The organism is Brevibacterium sp. NPDC056726, from assembly GCF_042790515.1.
In the GTDB taxonomy this organism is placed as follows: domain Bacteria; phylum Actinomycetota; class Actinomycetes; order Actinomycetales; family Brevibacteriaceae; genus Brevibacterium; species Brevibacterium sanguinis.
Genome location: NZ_JBHTYZ010000004.1, coordinates 126597 through 148188, shown reverse-complemented (window position 1 = coordinate 148188; position 21592 = coordinate 126597). Strand labels below are relative to the sequence as shown.

Genomic DNA, 21592 nt, shown 5'->3' with positions numbered 1-21592 from the left:
TGTTAGGCTGAGAATCCCGACCCCAACGTGCAAGAGGATGTCCTTTTCATGGCCGCGAAGAACCACCAGACCGGCGCCTCATCCGGCGTGCGCCTGGGGACCGTTCTCGGCGCCCCCGTCATCCTCGCGTGGTCGTGGTTCCTCGCCGCGATCGTCATCACGATCCTCTTCGCCCCGTGGGTGCACACGGTGCGCCCCGACCTCGGGCTGTGGTCGTGGGCGGTGGCGTTCGCCTACGCCGTCCTCCTCTTCGCCTCGGTGTTCCTCCACGAACTCGCCCACGGCGTCGCCGGCCAGTTCTACGGGCAGAAGGTCGCGGCGATCGAGCTCAACATCTGGGGCGGCTTCACCCGCTTCGAACCGCAGGTCGACAACCCGCGCGACAAGGCGGCGATGACGAGCTTCGTCATCTCCATCGTCGGGCCCATCGTCAACATCGTCCTCGCCCTCCTCGGGTGGTGGTGCCTGAGCGCGGTCACCCCGTACTCGGTGCCGTGGCTGCTCCTCGTCGCGATCACCTTCGCCAACGTCGCCCTCGGCGCGATCAACCTGCTCCCGGGCATCCCGCTCGACGGCGGGTGGGCGCTGCAGGCGCTGATGTGGCGGATCACCGGGTCCCAGTACCTCGGCACGATCGTCGCGAGCTGGGTGGGGCGGATCATCGCGATCGGCTTCATCGGCTGGTCGGTCATCACCCCGCTGCTCGCCGGTCAGCGGCCCGATCCGCTCAACGTCGCCTGGATGTCGCTCATCGCCATCATGCTGTGGTTCTCCGCCGGGGATGCCGCGACCCATGCGAAGCGGGCCCGGAAGATGGAGACCTACGATCTGCGGCAGGTCATCCAGCCGGCGATCGCCGCGACCTGGGACGCCGATCTCGCCGACACCCTCGACTATGCGAACACGCTCGGCCATGCCAAGGAGCGCACGCTCATCGTCGTCCTCGACCAGAAGGGGCTGCCCTACGGTCTCGTCGACCGCCACGCCGCGGCCGGTCGCCTTGCCGAATCGATGACCCACATCCCCGTCGGCGAAGTGGCCAGGCCCCTTGCCGGCTGGATCGGGGTGCCCAAGGACATCACGGCACCGCATCTGCTCGAGTCGCTCACCCACCGCCCCAAGGCGCAGTTCTGCCTGGTCATGGACGGCAACACGCTCGTCGGCGTCATCGATCTGCAGGAGTTCTTCGACGAGCTTCTCGCGGCCTGAACCGGTGTGCGTAAGGCACACCTCACCAGCGTAGAGTAGAAGCATCATGACTCAGCCTCACCGACCCGACACCGCACTGCGCGCGGGGGAGAAGATCCAACTCACCGATCCCAAGGGCCGGATGCACACGATCGTGCTCGCCTCCGGAGAGGTGTTCCACACCCACAAGGGACTCATCAGCCACGACGACATCATCGGCCGTCCCGAGGGCATCGTCGTGACGAACTCCGGGGGTGTGGACTTCCAGGTCTTCCGCCCCCTCTACGAGGACTTCGTGCTCTCGATGCCGCGCGGGGCCGCCGTCGTCTACCCGAAGGACTCGGGTCTCATCGTCACCCTCGGCGACGTGTTCCCCGGAGCCACCGTCGTCGAGGCGGGCGTCGGGTCGGGCGCCCTGTCGATCGCCCTGCTGCGCGCCGTCGGGCCCCAGGGCCGCCTCCACTCCTTCGAGCTGCGCGAGGAGTTCGCCCACATCGCCGCGGGCAACATCGCCGACTTCTTCGACGGCGCCCCCGACAACTGGGCGGTCACGGTCGGCGACCTCGCCGAGACCCTGCCCGCGGAGTTCGCCCCCGGCACGGTCGACCGCGTCGTCCTCGACATGCTCACCCCGTGGAACGTGCTCGCCGCCGTCACGGAGGCGCTGGCTCCCGGGGGCGTCGTCATCGCCTACGTCGCGACCGTCCCGCAGCTCTCGCGCTTCGTCGAGGCGGTCCGGGAGACCGGGTGCTTCAGCGAACCTAGCGCGATGGAGTCGATGGTCCGCGGCTGGCACGTCGACGGACTCGCCGTCCGTCCCGACCACAGGATGATCGCCCACACCGGCTTCCTCGTCATCGCCCGCAGAATGGCACCGGGGGAGGTGCCCCTGGAGAAGAAGAAACGCCCCCAGGGTGCGCCGGCCTCGACCGCCGACGTCGAGGCGTGGACCGGAGGAGAGGTGACGGAGACGGCGATCGGCACCCGGGTGGCGACCGGCAAGAAGCTGCGTCGGGTGATGCGCGAGGCCGGCAGACGACTCGAGACTCCCGGCACCAATCCGGCACAGCCAGCCGCAGACCAGCCTGACCCGGCGCCGCCTGCCGGAGACCAGACCGACCCGGCACAGCCTGCCGCAGACCAGCCGGCCGCAGCGGCCACGGACCCAGAGCAGAAGGAGGACAGCCGATGACAGAGACACCGACGAGCGAGGTGAAGAAGCTGCGGGAGGACACCGCCTCCCTGCGTCAGCAGCTGTTCACCGCCGGCAAGCGGAACGAGGCGCTGTCGAAGACGCTGCGCACCGCCCGGGAGGAGCTCGGGCGGATCAAGGAGGAGGCCAGGCGGCTGACCGAGCCCCCGAACAGCTGGGGGACCCTCATCGCCGTCGACGACGCGGGCCTGTTCGCCGATGTCATCGTCGGCGGACGGCGGATGCGGGTGGCGGTCGGTCCCGAGGTCGAGGCGAAGTCGCTGCGTCCCGGCACCGAGGTGCTCCTGTCCGAGGGCCTCGTCATCATCGGCACCGGCGACTTCGGCTCGGTCGGCAGCGTCGTCACCGTCCGCGAGTTCATCGACGACACCCGCATCCTCGTCGGCGCTCCCGGCGACGACGAGCAGGTCTACGTCCTCACGCAGGAGGTCCTCGACTCAGGCGTCCGCCTCGGCGATGCCGTCGTCGTCGACACCCGCACCCACTTCGCCCTCGAGGTCGTCGAGAAGCCGGAGGTGTCCTCGCTCCTGCTCGAAGAGGTCCCCGACATCACGTACTCGGACATCGGCGGTCTCGCCGATCAGATCGGGCAGATCCAGGACGCCGTCGAACTGCCCTTCGAGCACCCGCAGCTCTACACCGAGCACGGGCTCAAACCGCCCAAGGGCATCCTCCTCTACGGTCCGCCCGGCTGCGGCAAGACGCTCATCGCCAAGGCGGTCGCGAACTCGCTCGCCGAACGCAGCTCGGAACGGGCGCGGAAGACCTACTTCCTCAACATCAAGGGCCCCGAACTCCTCGACAAGTACGTCGGGGAGACGGAGCGGCAGCTCCGGCTGATCTTCGCCCGAGCCCGTGAGAAGGCCTCGGCCGGGTTCCCCGTCGTCGTCTTCTTCGACGAGATGGAATCGCTGTTCCGCACCCGCGGCACCGGCAAGTCCTCCGACGTCGAGACGACGATCGTTCCGCAGCTGCTCACGGAGATCGACGGCGTCGAGCAGCTCGACAACGTCATCGTCATCGGCGCCTCGAACCGCGAGGACCTCATCGACCCCGCGATCCTGCGGCCCGGTCGCCTCGACGTGAAGATCCGCATCGAACGGCCCGACGCCGAGGCCGCGCGCGACATCTTCGGCAAGTACCTCACCCCGGCGCTGCCGCTGCGGGAGAGCCTCGTGGCCGAACACGGCGGAGCCGAAGCCACGGTCAGCGCCCTCATCGACTACTGCGTCGAGCGGATGTACGCGAGCGTGCCGGAGAACGAGTTCGTCGAGGCCACCTACGCCGACGGCTCCCGCGAGGTCCTCCACTTCTCCGACTTCGCCTCGGGCGCGATGATCCACAACATCGTCGACCGGGCGAAGAAAGGGGCGATCAAGTCACTGCTCGAGACCGGGCAGCGGGGTCTGCATCCCGAGCACTTCGCCGAGGCGATCGCCGAGGAGTTCAGCGAGCACGAGGACCTGCCGAACACGACGAACCCCGACGAGTGGGCGCGGATCTCCGGGCGCAAGGGCGAGCGGGTCACCCATCTGCGGATGATGCACCTCGACACGACCCGCGGAGCCCCGACGCTCGAGTCCGAGATCGCCGAGGCGACCCCGAACCCCGACCTGCTCTGAGGCCGGACCGGGTCCGGGCTTGTGGGTCGTGGTCTGCGGCTCAGCGGCGGCGCTTGCCGCCGCCGGAGACGGCGGTGGCGATGACCCGCCAGCCGACGAGGGTGATGAAGTTGAGCGTCGTGGCGACGATCATGAAGCTCACGGGAACCTGCCCGGGATCCCCGCCGGCGCCGGTGAGGCCGCGGATGACGAGGCCGAGCAGCACGGTGATCGCCCAGATCCCCGTGCCCGAGGCGAGCGGGGACAGCGGTCGGTCCCACACCGCGGCGAGCACCCACGCGACGACGAGGGCGGCGACGAACGGCCAGGCGGTCGTGACGATGCCCTGCGGGTCGAGGTCGTTAGAGTGGGTGTAATGCCCGATGATCGTGAAGAGGATCACGAGCACGAGGTCGACGACTAGGGCGATCGGGAGATGAGATTTCTTCGCAGCCACGAGTGCGAGTCTAACGGTGGAGGGAGCAGGTCATGATCACGGTGCACCGGGTGATGGGAGCCGAGACCGAGTTCGGGCTGAGCCAGCCGGGCAACCCCGGGGCGAACCCGATGCGCGACTCCGCGCGCGTCGTCGACGCATATGCGGGACCGCGCGGTCTCAAGTCGTCCCAGAGCTTCTGGGACTTCGAGACCGAGTCCCCGCTCGCCGATGCCCGCGGGTTCCTCATGAACGTCGCCGACGCCGACGCCTCCCAGCTCACGCACCTGCCCGCCGAGGCGGTCGAAGCCGAGTACCTCGCCAACGTCGTCACGGAGAACGGCGCCCGCTACTACGTCGACCACGCCCACCCCGAGTACTCCTCTCCCGAGGTGCTCACCCCGCGTGACCTCGTCGCCTACGACCGGGCCGGGGATCTCGTCGCCCTGGCCTCCGTCCGTCGGCTGGCCGCCACCGACGCGCCGGTCAACCTCTACAAGAACAACACCGATTCGAAGGGCGCCTCCTACGGCACCCATGAGAACTACCTCGTCGACCGCACCGTCGACTTCGACGACCTCGTCGCCGGGCTCATCCCGTTCTTCGTCACCCGGCAGATCCTCTGCGGCTCCGGTCGGGTCGGGATCGGCCGCGAAGCGGAGACCCCCGGCTTCCAGATCTCCTCGCGGGCGGACTTCTTCGAAGCCCAGGTCGGACTCGAGACGACCCTGCGCCGCCCCATCGTCAACACCCGTGACGAACCGCATGCCGATCCCGACCGGTACCGCCGACTCCACGTCATCATCGGCGACGCCACCCTCGCCGAACCCGCGACCCTCGTCCGGTTCGGCTCGACCGCCCTCGTCCTCGGCCTCATCGAGGCGGGTCTGGCCCCCCGGATCGAGCTCGCCGACCCGCTCCAGGCGCTCTGGGACGTCTCCCATGATCTCCAGCTGAGCACCCGCCTGCCGCTGGCCGACGGGTCTCACCTGACCGCCCTGGAGATCCAGGACCTCTACTGGACCGCGTGCCGGGAGCACGCGGGCGATGACCCGGAGACGCAGGAGGTGCTCGCCGAATGGCGTCGCTTCCTCGACGGTCTCGCGACCGATCCCACCACGCTCGCCGATTCGATCGACTGGGTCGCCAAATGGGTGCTCCTCGACGGCTACCGGCAGCGGGAGGGACTGTCCTGGGATCATCCCAAGCTCGCCCTCATCGACGTCCAGTACCACGATGTGCGCCCCGAGAAGGGCCTCTTCCACAAGCTCGAGAGGGCCGGGCGGATCACCCGTCTGACGACGCCGGAGGAGGTCGAGGCCGCCGTCACCACCCCGCCGGAGGGCACCCGGGCCTACCTCAGGGGACTCGCGGTGACGCGGTTCTCCGACGCCCTCGTCGCCGCCAGCTGGGACTCCCTCGTCTTCGACGCCGGGGCCGCCGGGCTGGTGCGCCTGCCGATGAGCGAACCCCGCAAGGGAACCCGCGCCCTGCTCGCCGAGCGGCTGTCCGGCGTCGACGACGTCGACGGCCTGCTCACGGCCCTGGGAGTGACTAGACTGAGCGCCAAGACGCAAGAGAGAAGGCTGTGATGAGCTCGAACGAACAGATCAACAAGGACCACTCCGCCGGTGGGGACGAGCCGCCGGTCGATCCGCCGCAGGCGGTGTCCGCCCAGATCAACACCGAGAACGTCGATTCGATCCTCGACGAGATCGACAGCGTGCTCGAGTCCAACGCCGAAGAGTTCGTCCGCAACTTCGTGCAGAAGGGCGGCCAATGAGATGGCAGGGTTCCCGCCTGCATTCCTCAGCTCGACGAGCAACTCCTTCATCGACCTCATCCGGGACCTCGCCCCGGACGCGCTGCCGCAGCCGCAGGGCTCTGCGATGAGCGAGCAGCTGCCGCACGCGACGACGATCGTCGCGTTCCACACCGGCTCCGGCGTCCTCATGGCCGGCGACCGGCGGGCGACGATCGGGAACATGATCGCCTCCCACGCGATGGAGAAGGTGCGTCCCGCCGACGACTACTCCGTCATCGGCATCGCCGGCACCGCCGGTGTCGCCCTCGACCTCATCCGGCTCTTCCAGCTCGAGCTCGAGCACTACGAGAAGATCGAGGACGCCCGGCTCTCCCTCGGTGGGAAGGCCAACCGGCTCGCGGCGATGCTGCGCGGCAACCTCGGACTGGCGATGCAGGGACTGAGCGTCGTGCCGATGTTCGCCGGCGTCGACGACTCCCGCCCCCAGGGTCAGATCTTCAGCTTCGACATCACCGGCGGCAAGTACGAGGAGCACCGCTTCCACGCGATCGGCTCGGGCTCCGGGTTCGCCCGGGGTGCGCTGAAGAAGCTCTGGGAGCCCGGACTCGAGCCCGATGCCGCGCTCACCGTCGCCGTCGAAGCCCTCTTCGACGCCTCCGACGACGATTCGGCGACCGGGGGACCGGACTTCGTGCGGAAGCTCGCCCCGACGGTCTTCACCGTCGAACTCGGCACCGGGGTCAGGGAGGTCCCCGCCGACCGGGTGCTCGCCACCGCCGCCGAGGTGGTCGCGGAGCGGACGCGGAAGGCACAGGCATGACTCAGGCACCGTTCTACGTCTCACCCGAACAGCTGATGAAGGATCGGGCGGACTTCGCGCGCAAGGGCATCGCCCGCGGCCGGTCCGTCGTCGTCCTCCGCTACGACACGGGCATCCTCCTGCTCGCCGAGAACCCTTCGCCGACGCTGCACAAGATCGCCGAGATCTACGACCGCATCGGCTTCGCCGCCGTCGGCAAGTACAACGAGTTCGAGACGCTGCGGCAGGCCGGGGTCCGCTACGCGGACCTGCGCGGCTACTCCTACGACCGCAGCGACGTCACCGCCCGGGGACTGACGAACGCCTACGCCCAGACACTGGCCGGGGTGTTCACGACCGAGTCGAAGCCCTTCGAGGTCGAACTCGTCGTCGCCGAGCTCGGCCGGACCGCCGCGACCGACCAGCTCTATCGGATCACCTACGACGGGTCCGTCATCGATGAGACGGAGCACGTGGCCATCGGCGGTCAGGCCGATGCGATCACCGCCCGCCTCAAGGGGATCGTCACGAGCGCCAAGCCGCTCACCGCGGTCGTCGACCTCGGCGTCGAGGCGCTCAAGGCCGCCGGTTCGGGTCCGCTGCCCGTCGACGACCTCGAAGCCGCCGTGCTCGACCGCGAGGTGCCCGGACATCGCACCTTCCGGCGGCTCTCCGATGCCGCCCTGGCCGAGCTCAGGTCGGACTGATGGCCCGCATCTACGGGCTCGAGACCGAGTACGGGCTCGCCCACACCCCGGGGGAGGACCGGCGGCGGATCGGTCCCGAGGAGATCGCCCGCTACCTCTTCCGACCGGTCGTCAGCTGGGGGCGGTCGTCGAACGTCTTCCTCCCCAACGGCTCCCGCCTCTACCTCGACGTCGGCTCCCACCCGGAGTACGCGACGGCCGAATGCGATTCGCTGCCCGACCTGCTCGCCCAGGACAGGGCCGGCGAGGCGCTGATGATCGACCTCCTCGATCAGGCGCAGGAGGCCCTGGCCGCCGACGGGCTGACCGGGCGGATCCACATGGTGAAGAACAACACGGATGCGGCGGGCAACTCCTACGGCTCGCACGAGAACTTCCTCATCCGGCGCGGCCTCGACTTCAACCGGCTGACCACCGTGCTCCTGCCCTTCCTCGTCACCCGGCAGCTGCTCGTCGGGGCCGGGGCGATCATTCCCCGCACCTCCTCCTTCCATCCCGACGAGGACGTCACGCGCACGGACATGACCTTCGGCCTCTCCGCCCGCTCCGATGTCATGTGGGAGGGCCTGTCCTCGGCGACGACCCGGTCGCGGCCGATCATCAACGCCCGCGACGAACCGCACGCGGATGCGGAGAAGTACCGCCGGCTCCACGTCATCGTCGGCGACTCCTCGATGTCGACGGCCACCTCGGCGCTCAAGCTCGGCTCCGCCGTGCTCATGCTCGACCTCATCGAACAGGGGGCGCGCCTCCCCGACCACGGGCTGCGCCACCCCGTCCGCGACATCCGCGTCATCGCCCGCGACCTCACGGGCAGGACCGTCCTCGAACGCAGCGACGGGTCGACGACGACGCCGCTGGGACTGCTCGCCGACTACCGGGACCGGGCGGCCCACCTCGTCGAGACCGGTGACCACAGCCTCGGCGACGAGGCGCTGGCCGCCTACGTCATCGACCTGTGGTCGCGGATGCTCACCGCCGTCGAGGCGCAGGACTTCGCGGGCGTCGACACCGAGATCGACTGGGTGATCAAGCGCACGCTCATCGACCGGGCGATGGCCCGCGGTGACATCGGGCTGAGCGACCCGCAGATCCAGCGTCTCGACATCGCCTACCACGACATCACCCCGGCCACCGGGCTCTTCCCCAGACTCGAGGCGGCGGGCCTGGCGAAGAGCCTCGTCAGCCGGCAGGCCCAGGACGCGGCGAAGGAGGCTCCGCCGCAGACGACGCGGGCGGCCGTGCGCGGAGAGTTCATCCGCGCCGCCCACGACGCCCGCCGCGACTACACCGTCGACTGGGTCCACCTGCGCCTCAACGACGAATCGGGCCGCGCCGTGGCGCTCAAGGATCCCTTCTCTCCGACGCATCCGCAGGCGGAAGCTCTCATCGCCGGCCTGTAGGATCGTCTGGAACATTCCGACGAAAGGAACCACGTGCGCACCACAGTGCTCAGCGCCATCGCGGCAGCCGTGCTGCTGCTCTCGGCCTGCGGGTCGTCCGAGCCCGACGACAGCGGAGCGAGCGCTCCGGCCTCCGTGCCCGCCCAGGACGCGAAGTCGACGAGCCTCGACGACATCACCGTCGACGGCGATCCGGGCGAGAAGCCGACAGTGGAGTTCACCGCCCCGCTCGTCGTCGAATCGACCGAGGCGAAGGTGCTCAGCGAGGGCGACGGCGATCCGGTGGCCGCCGGCGAGCAGGTCACCGCGCAGATGACGCTGGTCTCCGGCGTCACCGGCGAGGTCATCGAGTCGAGCTACGACTCGGGTTCGCCCGCCGGGTTCCCCATGGACAAGTCCCAGATCTCCGAGGACCTCTACACCGCGATCGAGGGCAAGAAGGTCGGCTCCCGGGTGCTCATGACCCTCAACGGCAGCCCCCAGCAGGGTCAGCCGAGCCAGACGCTCATCTACGTCATCGACATCGAGAAGACCTCGCAGCCGCTCACCCGCGCCGAGGGCGAGGAGGCCGACCAGTCCGGCAACCCCGTGACCGTGACGTGGGAGGACAACGGCGAACCGAAGATCACCGCTCCCACCGGCGACAAGCCGAGCGACCTCCAGTCGTTCACGACGATCGAGGGCACCGGCCCCGAGGTCAAGGAGGGCCAGACCGTCGCCGTGAAGTACACCGGATGGCTGTGGGACGACACGTCGCAGCCGTTCGACTCGAACTGGCCCGAGGGCAGCCAGCCGTTCCCCGTCTCCCCGGTGGGTCAGGCCAACGTCATCGACGGCTGGAACGAAGGCCTCATCGGGCACAAGGTCGGCAGCCAGATCGTCCTCGTCATTCCCCCGGACAAGGGGTACGGCTCGGCCGGCAGCCCGCCGAAGATCCCGGAGAACGCGACGCTGATCTTCGTCATCGACATCCTCTCGGCCGACGGCTGAGACGGCACGAGCGCTCGACCGCCCGGTCAGGCGCTGCAGTCCACCACCAAGGAGGAACACCATGGCCAAGCAGAAGCCCGAAGTCGAATTCCCCGGCGGGGAGGCTCCCACGGAGCTCGTCATCGTCGACGACATCATCGGCGACGGCCCCGAGGCGAAGCCCGGGGACACCGTGAGCGTCAACTACGTCGGCGTCGCCCACTCGACGGGCGAGGAGTTCGACGCCTCGTACAACCGCGGCACCCCGCTCGAGTTCCGTCTCGGCTCCGGCATGGTCATCGCCGGCTGGGACCAGGGCATCCAGGGGATGAAGGTCGGCGGCCGCCGCACCCTGCAGATCCCCGCGCACCTCGCCTACGGCGATCAGGGTGCCGGCGGGGTCATCAAGCCCGGCGAGTCGCTGATCTTCGTCTGCGACCTCGAAGGCGTCCGCTGAGCCGACGCCGACTCAGGCGGGGGAGACGAGCCCCGCCGCATACCTGCCCGCCGCGGCGGCAGCGAGGAACGCTGCCGCATCGGCGGGCAGTCTGCGTCCCATCGTCGACAGGCCCACGGGGCTGTCCTCCAGGGCCGCCCACAGCCCGGTGAGATCGACGTCGACGAGCTCATGGTCGCGCAGCTGCGGCAGCTGGTCGGCGACCACTTCGGCGATGACCTGCGGGTCGGGATCCATGGCGGCGCGGTCGGTCTCCGGCAGCGTCGCGAAGTCGGGCACCGGCACCCGCACGCCCGGACGGGCCACCTCGGCGAGCGCGGTGAGCGTATGGTGGGAGATCCCGAAATGCCGGCCCCGGGCGTCGGCGTTCGACATCCGCAGCACCCCGACGGGGATGCCGCCGAGGAGGGCGGCGGCGTTGAGGTGCTCGCCGACGACGAGACCGGAGAACCCGTACTTCGTTCCCGTTCCGAGGTTGCCCGGTCCCTGCGCGACGACGGCGATGTCGGCGCCGAGGACGTGCTTGGCCGCGAGCAGGCCGGTGTGGATCGTCACCGCCTCGTGATCAGCACCCCACGACTGACCCGTGCTGATGCTGCCGGCGATCCACCCGGCAGCGGTGAGACCGGCCACGGCCTGGGAGAACGCGGCCGGCAGCGCCGCGCCGTCGGTGAGGATGTAGGCGATGCGCAGCGTCGGATCGACGGCGCGGATGCCGGCGACGATCGCCGGCAGCGCGGAGTGGAGGTCGGCGACGACGACGGGCATGCCGTCGATCGAGTCCGCCGCGGCGAGGGTCTCATGATGCTCCGACTCCTGATCGTCGACGCCGAGGACCATCGTCTGCAGGGGGGAGTAGCGGTCCTTGACGAGATGGCCGGGACCCGGGGCCGGGTCCGCGGGCAGACGGTCGGGCAACGCCACGATGAGGCCGAAGCCGCCGGTGCCGAGCCGCTTCGCGAGCGCGGAGACGTTGAGCAGGACGGTGTCGCCGACCTGCGGCGTGCCGACCGCCTCGGTGTAGGCGATCGCCCTGATCCGGGCCACATCCGTGCCCGGCAGCGGCCGATCGAGGTCGGCGTCGACCTCGGTGAGGCCGGGACGGGAGGAGCGGATGCCTGCGACAGTGCCTGTGCGCCAATGAATCATGGTCCCAACCCTATCGCCCGATCCCTGTGGCGGTGGGTTACGGTGGATGCTGTGAACACACAACGCGCCAGCCGCCAGCGGCAGCAGACCGAGCGGCTGATGAACCTGCTCATCGCCCTGCGGGCGGCCCGCGGCTGGGTGTCCCGGACGACCCTGATGAGCGCCATCGACGGCTACGGCGACCTCGACGACGCCGCCTTCGACCGCAAGTTCTCCCGCGACAAGGAGCTGCTGCGGCACATGGGGATCACGATCGCGACCCGCGGCGAGCACGACGCGTACTCCGATGTCGGGGAGACCGGGTACCGGATCTCCACCGACGACTATGCGATGGGCGATGTCGATCTCACCCCCGCCGAGGCGGCAGCGGTGGCCGTGGCCGCGCGCTTCTGGTCCGACACCGAACTCGGCGCCTCGAGTGCGCAGGCCCTGACGAAGCTGCGGGCGCTCGGCATCGAGCTCACCGCCGGGCAGGGGCTGAGCATCGGCCCGGGGGCGGCGAGCAAACTCGGCAACGTCAACTTCGCCACCGCCCTCCACCACATCAACGCCCGGGAAGCGGTGAGCTTCAAGTACCACAAGCCCGGGCAGAGCCCGCGGAAGGTGCGCCTCGAACCCTACGCCCTGCTCAGCCGCGGGGACCGGGTCTACCTCATCGGCTTCGACCTCGACCGGGGTGCCGAACGCACGTTCCGGCTCACCCGGATCGAGGGGAAGCTCACCAAGCTCGGCGGACGGGAGCCCGGGGACTACGAGATCCCCGCCGACTTCGCGCCCGCGGTCAGCCTCCAGGCGAGCACCGAGATGGCCGTCGTCACCGAGGCGCGGCTGCGCCTCGCCGCCCACCGGGCCGATCCGCTGCGCCGGCGCCGGGTGCGCGAGGACGGCGAGGACATCATCGTCGAGTACTCCGACGCCCAGACGCTCGCCGCCGAGATCGTCGGCTTCGGCGACGCCGTCGAGGTCCGCGGGCCCGCCGAGCTCGTCCGCGCGGTGCAGGCGCGCCGGGAGACGATCGCCGATTCCCTCGACCGCTTGGGAGGTCGCAGTGTCCTCAGCGCGTGAGAGGCTCACCCGGCTGCTCAGCCTCGTGCCCTACCTCGACGCCCACCCCGGCGCCGACCTCGAGGAGACGGCGGCGTACTTCGGCATCGACGCGGCGACCCTCATCGACGACCTCGAGCTCCTCTTCGTCACCGGTCGTCCCGGCCACATGCCCGACGACCTCATCGACGCGACGTGGGACGGCGGGAAGATCTTTATCTCCAACGCCGAGGAGGTCTCCGTCCCCGTGCGCCTGAGCGCCGAGGAGGCCGGTGTCCTCGTCCTCGCCCTCGAGCTCATCGCCGCCCTGCCGGGACTCGACGCCGAGGCGGTGCGCACGGCGGCGGCGAAGCTGCGGGTCGCGGCAGGGGAGAACCTCCACACCCCCGTCGACGTCGATCCCGTCCCCGCCGACGAGGAGCTGATGAGCGCGCTCAAGGGGTTCATCGCCGCCGAGGCGGCCGTCGAGATCGACTACTACGTCGAGTCCCGCGACGAACTGACCACGCGCACCATCGCCCCCACGCGGCTCGTGCCCGGGGCCGACTGGTATCTCGATGCGTGGTGCTACTCCGCGCAGGGCCCGCGCCGCTTCGCCCTGTCCCGGATCCGCGCCTGGACGGAGACCGCGCATCCGCCGATGCACGAGGGTGCCGCCCCCGAGGCGCCGACCGAGGTGACGATGACCCTGACCGCGGCCGGGGCGTGGCTCGCCGACGAGCTCGACGTCCGTGAGCGGACGTACGGCGTCGACGGCGACGGCAGCGTCGAGATCCGTCTCACCGTTCACTCCCGCGACTGGCTGGCCCGGTTCCTCCTCGGCCATGCCGACGTCGTCTCCGCCATCGACGCGCCGGCCGCGGTGGCCGCCGCCCGGGAGCGCCTCGGCTGATCGGCGCGCGCGGATGAAAGGCTCAGCCGCACAGCGTAGAATTGCCAGGAGCAGTCACAAGCCTAGGAGCTCTCATGAACTTAAGCCCCATGCACATCGCCGTGGTGGTCATCGTCATCATCCTCATCTTCGGTGCTCCCAAGCTGCCGATGCTGGCCAGGAGCCTCGGCCAGTCGCTGAAGATCTTCAAGTCCGAGGTCAAGGACCTCCGCAGCGATGACAACGAAGAGAAGACCACCGAACCGGGTCAGCTGGGACGAGAGTCCGACCAGTCGGCCCCGCGCACCACGCCTGATGCCGCGCCGAACCCGTCCGCGGCGCAGCCGAACCAGGATCCGCAGTCTCGCGAGAAGTGAAATCCCACAGCGAACGGAGCGGCCTGTCCTCACGGAAGAAGAACCCTGAGAAGAAGATGCCCGTCATGGGGCATCTCATCGAACTGCGCAACCGGTTCGTCATCGCGGCCGTCGCCATCCTCCTCGGCGCCATCGGCGGCTGGTTCCTCTACGACCCGGTCCTCGACATCCTCCAGGAGCCGGTGAGGACGATCAACGACTCCACCGGTCGGGTGGCGCAGGTCAACTTCGCCGGCGTCGCCTCGCCGTTCGACATGAAGATCAAGCTCTCGTTCTTCATCGGCCTCTTCATCTCGTGCCCGATCTGGCTCTATCAGGTCTGGGCGTTCGTCGTCCCCGGCCTGACGAAGAAGGAGAAGCGCTACTCGTTCGGGTTCCTCGGCGCCGCCGTCCCGCTCTTCCTCGCGGGCGCCGCGATGGCGTTCTTCGCGCTGCCGAACGCCGTCAAGGCCCTGACCTCGTTCACGCCCTCTGGCGCGACGAACATCATCCCGGCGCAGGACTACCTCAACTTCGTCATGGTCATCATCGTCGTCTTCGGCCTCGCCTTCGTGCTGCCCGTCCTCATGGTCGGACTCAACATGCTCGGCATCCTCTCGGCGACGCGGATCCGCAAGTCCTGGCGCATCATCGTGATGATCACCTTCGTCTTCGCCGCCGTCGCCACCCCCACCCCCGATGCGATGTCGATGTTCTTCCTCGTCATCCCCATGCTCACGCTCTTCTGCCTGGCGTGGGGGATCTGCGTGCTCGGCGACCGCAGACGCAAGCGCAAGCTCGTCGCCCAGGGCGTCTGGGTCGACCCGGACGAACTCGACGACGACGATGAGAAGGGACAGCGATGAACGACTCCCAGAGTCCGGCCGCCGCGTATGCGGAGTTCCGGGCCCGCGCCGAACGCGACCAGACGCCGCTGGGACGGTTCATCGCCCGCACCGACTTCGCCCTCGACGACTTCCAGCTCGAGGCCTGCACCGAACTGCAGGAGGGCAAGGACGTCCTCGTCACCGCGCCCACCGGGGCGGGCAAGACGATCATCGCCGAATTCGCCGTCGACCTCGCGATGGACGAGGGCAAGCGGGTCTTCTACACGACCCCGATCAAGGCCCTGAGCAATCAGAAGTTCGCCGATCTCGTCGCCGTCCACGGGGCGGAGAACGTCGGCCTCCTCACCGGTGACACGTCGATCCGGCGCGATGCGCCGATCATCGTCATGACGACCGAAGTGCTGCGCAACATGCTCTACAACGACCCCGAGGGCCTCGACGACCTCGGCTTCGTCGTCCTCGACGAGGTCCACTACCTCGCCGACCGCTTCCGCGGGCCCGTGTGGGAAGAGGTCATCATCCACCTGCCCGAACGCGTCCAGGTCGTCTCGCTCTCGGCGACGGTGTCGAACGTCGAGGAGTTCGGGGCGTGGCTGCGCGAGGTCCGCGGGCCGACGACGGTGATCTCGACCTCGCACCGTCCGGTGCCGCTGGTCAACCACGCGCTCGTCGGGCACCGCATGTACGACCTCTTCACCCACCACGACTCCGAGCGCATCGATCCCGCCCTCTCCCACGCCACCCGGACGTACGGGGGACCGCGGTCGAAGCGCGAGCGCGGGGCCAAGGCCCGCTTCCGCCGGCCCAGCCGCACGCAGATCGTCGCCTCCCTCGCCGAGGCGGGGATGCTGCCGGCGATCATGTTCATCTTCTCCCGCAACGGCTGCGACGAAGCCGTCGAGCAGTACATCGCCACAGGGGCCGACCTCAACACGCGTGAGGACAAGGTCATCGTCAACGCCGCGCTCGAGCGACTGCGCGACGAACTGCCCGCCGAGGACCTCGGAATCCTCGGCTACCACTCGTTCCGCGAGGGGCTCCTCCTCGGCGTGGCCGCCCACCATGCCGGGATGATCCCGCAGTTCAAGGAACTCGTCGAGGAGCTCTTCTCCGCCGGCGTCATCAAGGTCGTCTTCGCCACGGAGACCCTGGCGCTGGGCATCAACATGCCCGCCCGCACCGTCGTCCTCGAGAAGCTCGTGAAGTTCAACGGCGAAGCCCATGCGTCGATCACCCCGGGGGAGTACACGCAGCTGACCGGCCGCGCCGGCCGCCGCGGCATCGACCGGATCGGCCACGCCGTCGTCGTGTGGCATCCGACGATGGACATCAGCGAGGTCGCCGGTCTCGCCTCGAACCGCTCGTACGCGCTGAGCTCGGCGTTCGGTCCGACATACAACATGACGGCGAACCTGCTCTCCCGGATGAGTCCCGCCGACGCGGCGAAGGTGCTCGAGACCTCGTTCGCCCAGTTCCAGGCCGACAAGGCCGTCGTCGGTCTGGCCCGGAAGGTCCGGAAGAACGAAGCGACGATCGCGGCGTACGAGACGTCGATGCAGTGCGACCGCGGCGACTTCGGCGAGTACGCGCGGCTGCGGCAGCAGATCTCCGAGACGGAGAAGCAGGAGACGCGGACGAAGTCGAAGACGAAGCAGCGGGACATCGTCGAATCGCTGACCGCGCTCAAGGTCGGCGATGTCATCACCCTGCCGACGAAGCGCGTCGAGGGCACCGCGGTGATCATCGCCCCGATGAGCTCCCGCGACGGGGTCTCCCGGCTGCCGACGGTGCTCACCGAACAGGGCAAGGTCTGGCATCTGCGTCCCCACGAGGTCACCGAACCGGTCGCCTCGATGGGGCGGATCAAGGTGCCGAAGAAGTTCAATCACCGGCAGGCCGCCGACCGGCGGGTGCTGCTCGGCATCCTCGCCGAGGCGATCGCCGACGGCCGCGTCGACCGTGACGCGCACTGGGTCTCGACCCCGACGGGCACCGGGGTGAGCACGACGGTCGCCGAACTCCAGGCGCGGCTGCGGGCCCATCCCTGCCATGACTGTCCCGACCGCGAGATGCACGCCCGGTGGGCCAATCGCGCGGCGAAGCTGCAGAAGGAGAACGCGTCGCTCATCAAGCGCATCGAGGGACGCACGACCTCGATCGCCCTCGTCTTCGAACGCGTGCAGGAGGTGCTGGCGACGCTCGGGTTCGACCCGGAGCATTCTGACATGCTGCGCCGCATCTACGGGGAGCGCGACCTCCTCGTGGCGCTGACGGTCCGCGCCGGCCTCTGGGACAGGCTCACGGAACCCGAACTCGCGGCCTTCGCCTCGAGCTTCGTCTACCAGGCCCGGCGCAGCGAGAGCTTCCACGCCGAACGCGCCCCCAGCCGCGACCTCAAGGTCGCAGGCGATGAGGCGATCGACCTGTGGAAGGAGCTCTACCGGCTCGAGGAGCAGCACGCGCTGACCCCGACGCCGGAACCCGACCGCGGGCTGTTCACTCCGATGTACCGGTGGACGGAGGGCAAGAACCTCGCCGAGTCCCTGAGGGGCACGGACATCGCCGCCGGCGACTTCGTCCGCTGGGCGAAGCAGACGCTCGACCTCCTCGGACAGCTCACCGAGGTCGTCACCCCGGAGACCGCGGTGCGCATCCGCCGGACCATCGATGCGGTGCGCCGCGGCGTCGTCGCCGACGACTCCTGAGGCGACGACGCGCGAGCCGCCGGCTCGCGTACCCCTGCCTCGCGAGCCGGCGCCTCAGCGGCGGATGCGCTTGACGATGTTCTCGATGTCGGAGCCGAAGGCGTTCTCCGTCGTCAGATAGGTCCACGTCGACGAGGGGCGCTTGAGGCCGTGGGAGGCGAGGTCGATCCCGGTGTCGGTGAACTCCGCTTCCTCGACCGTGGCCTGCGAGTCGTCGAGGACATCGGACCAGAACGAGGAGAACACGCGGATCGACTCCGTGTTGAACGCCTCGTGCGGCTTCTCCTTCGCGAAGGTGCGCAGGTGGATGCCCTCCCGCAGGTCGTTGAGGAACGCGAGATGGTCGACCCACCGGGCGTCGAGGTGGAAGAGGAGCACGGAGCGCAGGCTCTCATCGATGAGGTCGGTCGAATGCTCCTTCTCGAGGTCGGTCACCGTGTCCCCGAGGCGCTCCCTGAGCTCGTCGATGGCCTCGTTGTCCTCCCGCAGCTCCCGGCGGCGGGCGAGGACGAGTTCGCGCTGCTTGGCCATGAGCTCGTTGAACCGCCACGTGTCGCGGTGCAGGGCCGTGTTCTGCCCCTCCGCGACCCGCTGGGCGTGCTCGACGAGGGTGAGGGCCCGCTTCGATTCGATCCATCCGTTCTCATCGCCCTCGGTGACGAAGCGCTGGATCTCCGGGACGCGGGTGAGGAGCTCGTCCTCGAGGCTTGTGAAGAACACCGATGATCCCGGATCCCCCTGCCGTCCGGCACGACCGCGCAGCTGGTCGTCGAGGCGGGAGGAGAGGTAGCGTCCGGCGCCGATGACGAGCAGCCCGCCGGCCTCGGCGACCTCGTCGTCGGCGAGGCGGATGTCGGTGCCGCGCCCGGCCATCTGGGTCGACACGGTCACGGCGCCGGCGCGTCCGGCATCGCCGATGATCGCGGCTTCGGCCGAGTCGTCCTTGGCATTGAGGACGGCGACGTCGACGCCGCGGTCGATGAGGCGGGCGGCCAGGGATTCGCTTTCGGCCACCGAGGAGGTGCCGATGAGCACGGGGCGGCCCTTCGTGTGGTTCTCGACGACCTCCTCGACGATGGCCCGCTCCTTCGACTCCTGATACGTGTAGAGCCGGTCGGGTTCGTCATCGCGGATGACGGGCAGATGCGTGTCGACGGGGACGATCTCGAGTGAGTAGAACTCGCGGAGGTCGTCGCCGACGGCGAGCGCCGTTCCGGTCATCCCGCACACGGTGGCATAGCCGTGGATGAGCTCTTCGACCGTCATCTGGTCGAGGATCTCCCCGCTCTCGGTGGTCACGAGCTTCTCCTTGGCCTCGACGGCGGCCTGGAGGCCGTCGGGCCAGCGCTGGAGTTCGGCGACGCGGCCGCGGGAGGCGGAGATGAGCTTGATCGCTCCGTCGACGACGAGGTAGTCGACGTCGCGTTTGACGAGCGCCTTGGCGTAGAGGGCGAGGTTGACGGCGGCGAGGTCTGCCGCGCCGTCGCCGTAGAGCTCGACCCCGAGTTCGTCCTCGACGCGGGTGACGCCGTCGTCGGTCAGGGACACCGCGCGGCGGTCGGGGCTGATCTCGTAGTCGACGCCCGGGTGGAGGGTCTCGACGAGCGCGGCGATGCGCTCGTTGCCGTCCTCGATGCTCGAGGAGCCGGCGAGGACGAGGGGGACCCTGGCTTCGTCGATGAGGACGGAGTCGGCCTCGTCGACGATGACGACGTCGCGTTCGGCGACCCTGATGTCGTCATCGTCGAGGACGAAGCGGTCGCGCAACACGTCGAAGCCGACCTCGGTGACCGAGGCGTAGAGCACCTCGGCACGGTAGGCGGCGCGGCGCTCGGCGTCGTCCTGGGCAGCGGAGATCGCCGCGGAGGTCACGCCGAGGAGGTCGAAGACCGGCTGCATCCAGCTGCGGTCGCGCACCGCGAGGTAGTCGTTGACGCTGACGACGTGGACCCGGCGGCCCTGGAGCGCGTACCCGGCGGCAGCGAGGGCGCCGACGAGGGTCTTGCCCTCACCGGTGGCCATCTGGACGATGTGGCCCTGGAGGAGACCGACGAGACCGGTCAGCTGCGTGTCGTAGGCGCGTTCGCCGAGGGTGCGTTCGGCGGCTTCGCGGGCGAGTGCGGCGTATCGGATGAGCGTGTCCTTGGCTCCGCCGCTGGCGAAGACCTCACTGGCCGCCTCGGTGAGTTCGGCATCGCTGAGATCGGCGAATTCGGCGCCGGCGGCGTCGATGTCCGCGGTGGCCTTCTCGAACCAGCCGGTGGCCTTCTCGGCCTGCGCGCCCGGGCGGTTGAGCAAACGGGAAAGGAGTCCCAAGTCATCGTCCTGTCTGTTGCGGGGGTCGAGAGTCGATTCTATCCTCGACGGCGATCGGCCATGACCCGTCGACGACCGCCTCGGCGTTGCCCTTGCGGCGCAGGAACGACTGGAGATCCGCGGCCTGAGCGCGCTTCCAGTCCCGCTGGGCGGCCATGATCTGCGGCCCGGTCAGTCCCGCGATCTCCACCGAGCTGTCAGCGATCGCTCGGGAGATGTCCAGGGCGGCGCGCGCGTCGGCGGCCGCGTCGTGGGCGTCGAGGAGGGCGACGTGCCATGCCTCGGCGGTCGCGGTCAGGGTGCGCTTGCCCTTGCGGTACCGGTCGACGTGCCGGTCGATGACGAAGGTGTCGACGATCGCCGGCAGCAGCTCGCTCAGCGTGAGGTCGGGGCGGTGGCGCCGGACCTCGGCGTCGAGGACGCTGAGGTCGTAGACGATGTTGTGTCCGACGACGACGGCGCCCTCGTCGCGGAAGCCGGCGAACGCTGAGCACAGGGCGGTGACGACCTCGACGGCGGGGGAGCCGTTGGCCTGCGCGTACTCCGTGGTGATGCCGTGGACGGCGCGGGCGGACTCGGGGATCTCGATGCCGGGATCGGCCAGCCACATCTCGACGCGGTCGGGGTCCTCGACGAGCGCGGCGGTGACGATGCGCGCGGTCGCCGGTTCGACCCCCGTCGTCTCGAGGTCGAAGCCGATGAGGCGGGCCTGCGGCCACGGCGGCGCGGTGGCAGCACTCGAGGCAGGCCCCGGCGCGGGCACGGCCGCTGTGTCCGCCGCCGGGGCGGCGCCGTCGCGGGCGGCTTCGCTCAGGGCCGCGAGCAGGTTGTCGACGGAGCGGGTGATGTTCTGTCCCGCCGCGGCCGCCGTCACGGCGTCGGCGTCGACCGGGTGGGGCAGCGCCGTGAGATCGAGACCGTGGGCGACGTCGGTCAGGCACGTCATCACGTCGACGGTCTTGAGCAGCGTCTCCTCGGAGTCGACGATCGTCGTCGCCCGCTTCGGGCTCAGACCCCCGTCCTTGACCCCTGCCTTGGCCGCGGAGATGATGCCGGACAGCGAGCCGAAGCTCGTCAGCAGGGTGGCGGCGGTCTTCTCCCCGATGCCCGGCGCGCCCGGCAGCCCGTCGGAGGGGTCGCCGCGCAGCGCGGCGAGCTCACGGTAGCGCAGGCCGGTCGCGACCCCGTAGAGCGCCGGGAGGTCGGCGGCGCCGATGGCCTCCCATTCGCCGCCCTTGCGCGGGCGCAGCACGCTGATGTCGCGCTCGGCGTCGAGGAGGGCGAGCAGGTCCCGGTCGGGGGAGACGATGACGACCGGGGTCGTCGACTCCGCGGCGAGAGTGGCGATGACGTCGTCGGCCTCGGTCCCTTCCACCTCGGCGATGGGAATGCCGGCGGCCGCGAGCACCCGACGCATGATCGGCAGCTGGGCGTCGAGTTCGGGAGGGATCTCCGTGCCGGCCTCGGCGTCCTTGATCCGGGCCGCCTTGTACTCGGGCATGATCCGGGTGCGGAACTCCGGGCGCCAGTCGGCGTCCATCGTCGCGATCACCCGCGCCGAGGAGAAGCGGCGGATCATCTGGGCGATGGCGTCGATGACTCCGCGGACGGCGTTGACCGGCTGGCCCTCGTCGTTGACGATCGAATCCGGCACCGAATAGTAGGCGCGGTAGTAGAGCGCGGGCGTGTCGACGAGTACCAAAGGCTTCACAGTCCCCGACGATACCCGACGGCGCTGACACCGCGACGCCCGATGCGCGCGGTG

19 protein-coding genes are annotated in these 21592 nt (G+C 69.5%); 15 read left to right on the top strand and 4 right to left on the bottom strand.

Annotation, left to right across the window (positions count from 1 at the left end; genetic code table 11):
• Positions 1-48: 48 nt before the first annotated feature.
• Genes ACFQ91_RS09600 through arc form a run of 3 tightly spaced genes read left to right on the top strand, consistent with a single transcriptional unit; the run spans position 49 to position 4023 of the window.
• Entirely contained in the window at positions 49-1209 is a 1161-nt protein-coding gene (locus ACFQ91_RS09600) for a site-2 protease family protein (RefSeq protein WP_198498787.1), read from the top strand.
• A gap of 46 nt (positions 1210-1255) precedes the next feature.
• Complete coding sequence (locus ACFQ91_RS09595) at positions 1256-2380, top strand: tRNA (adenine-N1)-methyltransferase (protein WP_232623599.1); 1125 nt, start codon at positions 1256-1258, stop codon at positions 2378-2380.
• On the top strand, positions 2377-4023 hold the full coding sequence (arc, locus tag ACFQ91_RS09590; RefSeq protein ID WP_198498786.1) for a proteasome ATPase: 1647 nt from the start codon (positions 2377-2379) through the stop codon (positions 4021-4023). Before ACFQ91_RS09595 ends, arc begins: the two co-directional genes overlap by 4 nt.
• A gap of 40 nt (positions 4024-4063) precedes the next feature.
• On the opposite strand, the gene ACFQ91_RS09585 is transcribed toward arc, so the two are convergent.
• Positions 4064-4459: a DUF3054 domain-containing protein gene (locus tag ACFQ91_RS09585; RefSeq protein ID WP_198498785.1), complete on the bottom strand. Its 396-nt coding sequence runs from the start codon at positions 4457-4459 to the stop codon at positions 4064-4066.
• Positions 4460-4491: 32 nt separating this feature from the next.
• On the opposite strand from ACFQ91_RS09585, the gene dop reads away from it, so the two are divergent.
• The 7 genes from dop to ACFQ91_RS09550 all read left to right on the top strand — a co-directional run bounded on the left by dop (position 4492) and on the right by ACFQ91_RS09550 (position 10538).
• Positions 4492-6030, top strand: a complete 1539-nt coding sequence (gene dop / locus ACFQ91_RS09580) for a depupylase/deamidase Dop (protein WP_198498784.1) — start codon at positions 4492-4494, stop codon at positions 6028-6030.
• On the top strand, positions 6030-6221 hold the full coding sequence (locus ACFQ91_RS09575) for a ubiquitin-like protein Pup (RefSeq protein WP_095375555.1): 192 nt from the start codon (positions 6030-6032) through the stop codon (positions 6219-6221). Before dop ends, ACFQ91_RS09575 begins: the two co-directional genes overlap by 1 nt.
• 1 nt (position 6222) lies before the next feature.
• Complete coding sequence (gene prcB, locus ACFQ91_RS09570) at positions 6223-7023, top strand: proteasome subunit beta (protein ID WP_198498783.1); 801 nt, start codon at positions 6223-6225, stop codon at positions 7021-7023.
• Positions 7020-7709, top strand: a complete 690-nt coding sequence (gene prcA / locus ACFQ91_RS09565; protein WP_198498782.1) for a proteasome subunit alpha — start codon at positions 7020-7022, stop codon at positions 7707-7709. Before prcB ends, prcA begins: the two co-directional genes overlap by 4 nt.
• Positions 7709-9112 carry a Pup--protein ligase gene (gene pafA / locus ACFQ91_RS09560; protein WP_332839524.1) on the top strand — a complete coding sequence of 468 codons (1404 nt, stop codon included), beginning with the start codon at positions 7709-7711 and terminating at the stop codon, positions 9110-9112. The genes prcA and pafA overlap by 1 nt, the downstream gene beginning before the upstream one ends.
• 33 nt (positions 9113-9145) lie before the next feature.
• Positions 9146-10102 carry an FKBP-type peptidyl-prolyl cis-trans isomerase gene (locus tag ACFQ91_RS09555; RefSeq protein WP_232623598.1) on the top strand — a complete coding sequence of 319 codons (957 nt, stop codon included), beginning with the start codon at positions 9146-9148 and terminating at the stop codon, positions 10100-10102.
• A gap of 61 nt (positions 10103-10163) precedes the next feature.
• The gene (locus tag ACFQ91_RS09550) at positions 10164-10538 is read left to right on the top strand and encodes an FKBP-type peptidyl-prolyl cis-trans isomerase (protein ID WP_198498781.1); all 375 of its coding nucleotides are present in this window, start codon (positions 10164-10166) and stop codon (positions 10536-10538) included.
• Between the two features lie 12 nt (positions 10539-10550).
• On the opposite strand, the gene ACFQ91_RS09545 is transcribed toward ACFQ91_RS09550, so the two are convergent.
• A complete protein-coding gene (locus tag ACFQ91_RS09545) occupies positions 10551-11687 on the bottom strand; it encodes a DUF3866 family protein (RefSeq protein WP_198498780.1) in 1137 nt (378 codons plus the stop codon).
• A 51-nt stretch (positions 11688-11738) separates the two neighbouring features.
• On the opposite strand from ACFQ91_RS09545, the gene ACFQ91_RS09540 reads away from it, so the two are divergent.
• The 5 genes from ACFQ91_RS09540 to ACFQ91_RS09520 all read left to right on the top strand — a co-directional run bounded on the left by ACFQ91_RS09540 (position 11739) and on the right by ACFQ91_RS09520 (position 17511).
• Positions 11739-12752, top strand: a complete 1014-nt coding sequence (locus ACFQ91_RS09540; protein ID WP_232623597.1) for a YafY family protein — start codon at positions 11739-11741, stop codon at positions 12750-12752.
• Complete coding sequence (locus tag ACFQ91_RS09535) at positions 12736-13623, top strand: WYL domain-containing protein (RefSeq protein ID WP_198498779.1); 888 nt, start codon at positions 12736-12738, stop codon at positions 13621-13623. Before ACFQ91_RS09540 ends, ACFQ91_RS09535 begins: the two co-directional genes overlap by 17 nt.
• A gap of 74 nt (positions 13624-13697) precedes the next feature.
• The gene (tatA, locus tag ACFQ91_RS09530; protein WP_232623596.1) at positions 13698-13979 is read left to right on the top strand and encodes a Sec-independent protein translocase subunit TatA; all 282 of its coding nucleotides are present in this window, start codon (positions 13698-13700) and stop codon (positions 13977-13979) included.
• A 56-nt stretch (positions 13980-14035) separates the two neighbouring features.
• Positions 14036-14824, top strand: a complete 789-nt coding sequence (gene tatC / locus ACFQ91_RS09525; RefSeq protein ID WP_171006939.1) for a twin-arginine translocase subunit TatC — start codon at positions 14036-14038, stop codon at positions 14822-14824.
• Positions 14821-17511, top strand: coding sequence for an RNA helicase (locus ACFQ91_RS09520; protein WP_198498778.1), 2691 nt, complete (start codon positions 14821-14823; stop codon positions 17509-17511). The genes tatC and ACFQ91_RS09520 overlap by 4 nt, the downstream gene beginning before the upstream one ends.
• Positions 17512-17565: 54 nt before the next feature.
• Here ACFQ91_RS09520 and secA2 read toward each other — a convergent pair whose 3' ends face one another.
• Both secA2 and ACFQ91_RS09510 read right to left on the bottom strand, forming a co-directional pair.
• Complete coding sequence (secA2, locus tag ACFQ91_RS09515; protein ID WP_198498777.1) at positions 17566-19827, bottom strand: accessory Sec system translocase SecA2; 2262 nt, start codon at positions 19825-19827, stop codon at positions 17566-17568.
• Between the two features lies 1 nt (position 19828).
• Entirely contained in the window at positions 19829-21538 is a 1710-nt protein-coding gene (locus ACFQ91_RS09510; RefSeq protein ID WP_232623595.1) for a 5'-3' exonuclease H3TH domain-containing protein, read from the bottom strand.
• Between the last annotated feature and the right edge of the window lie 54 nt (positions 21539-21592).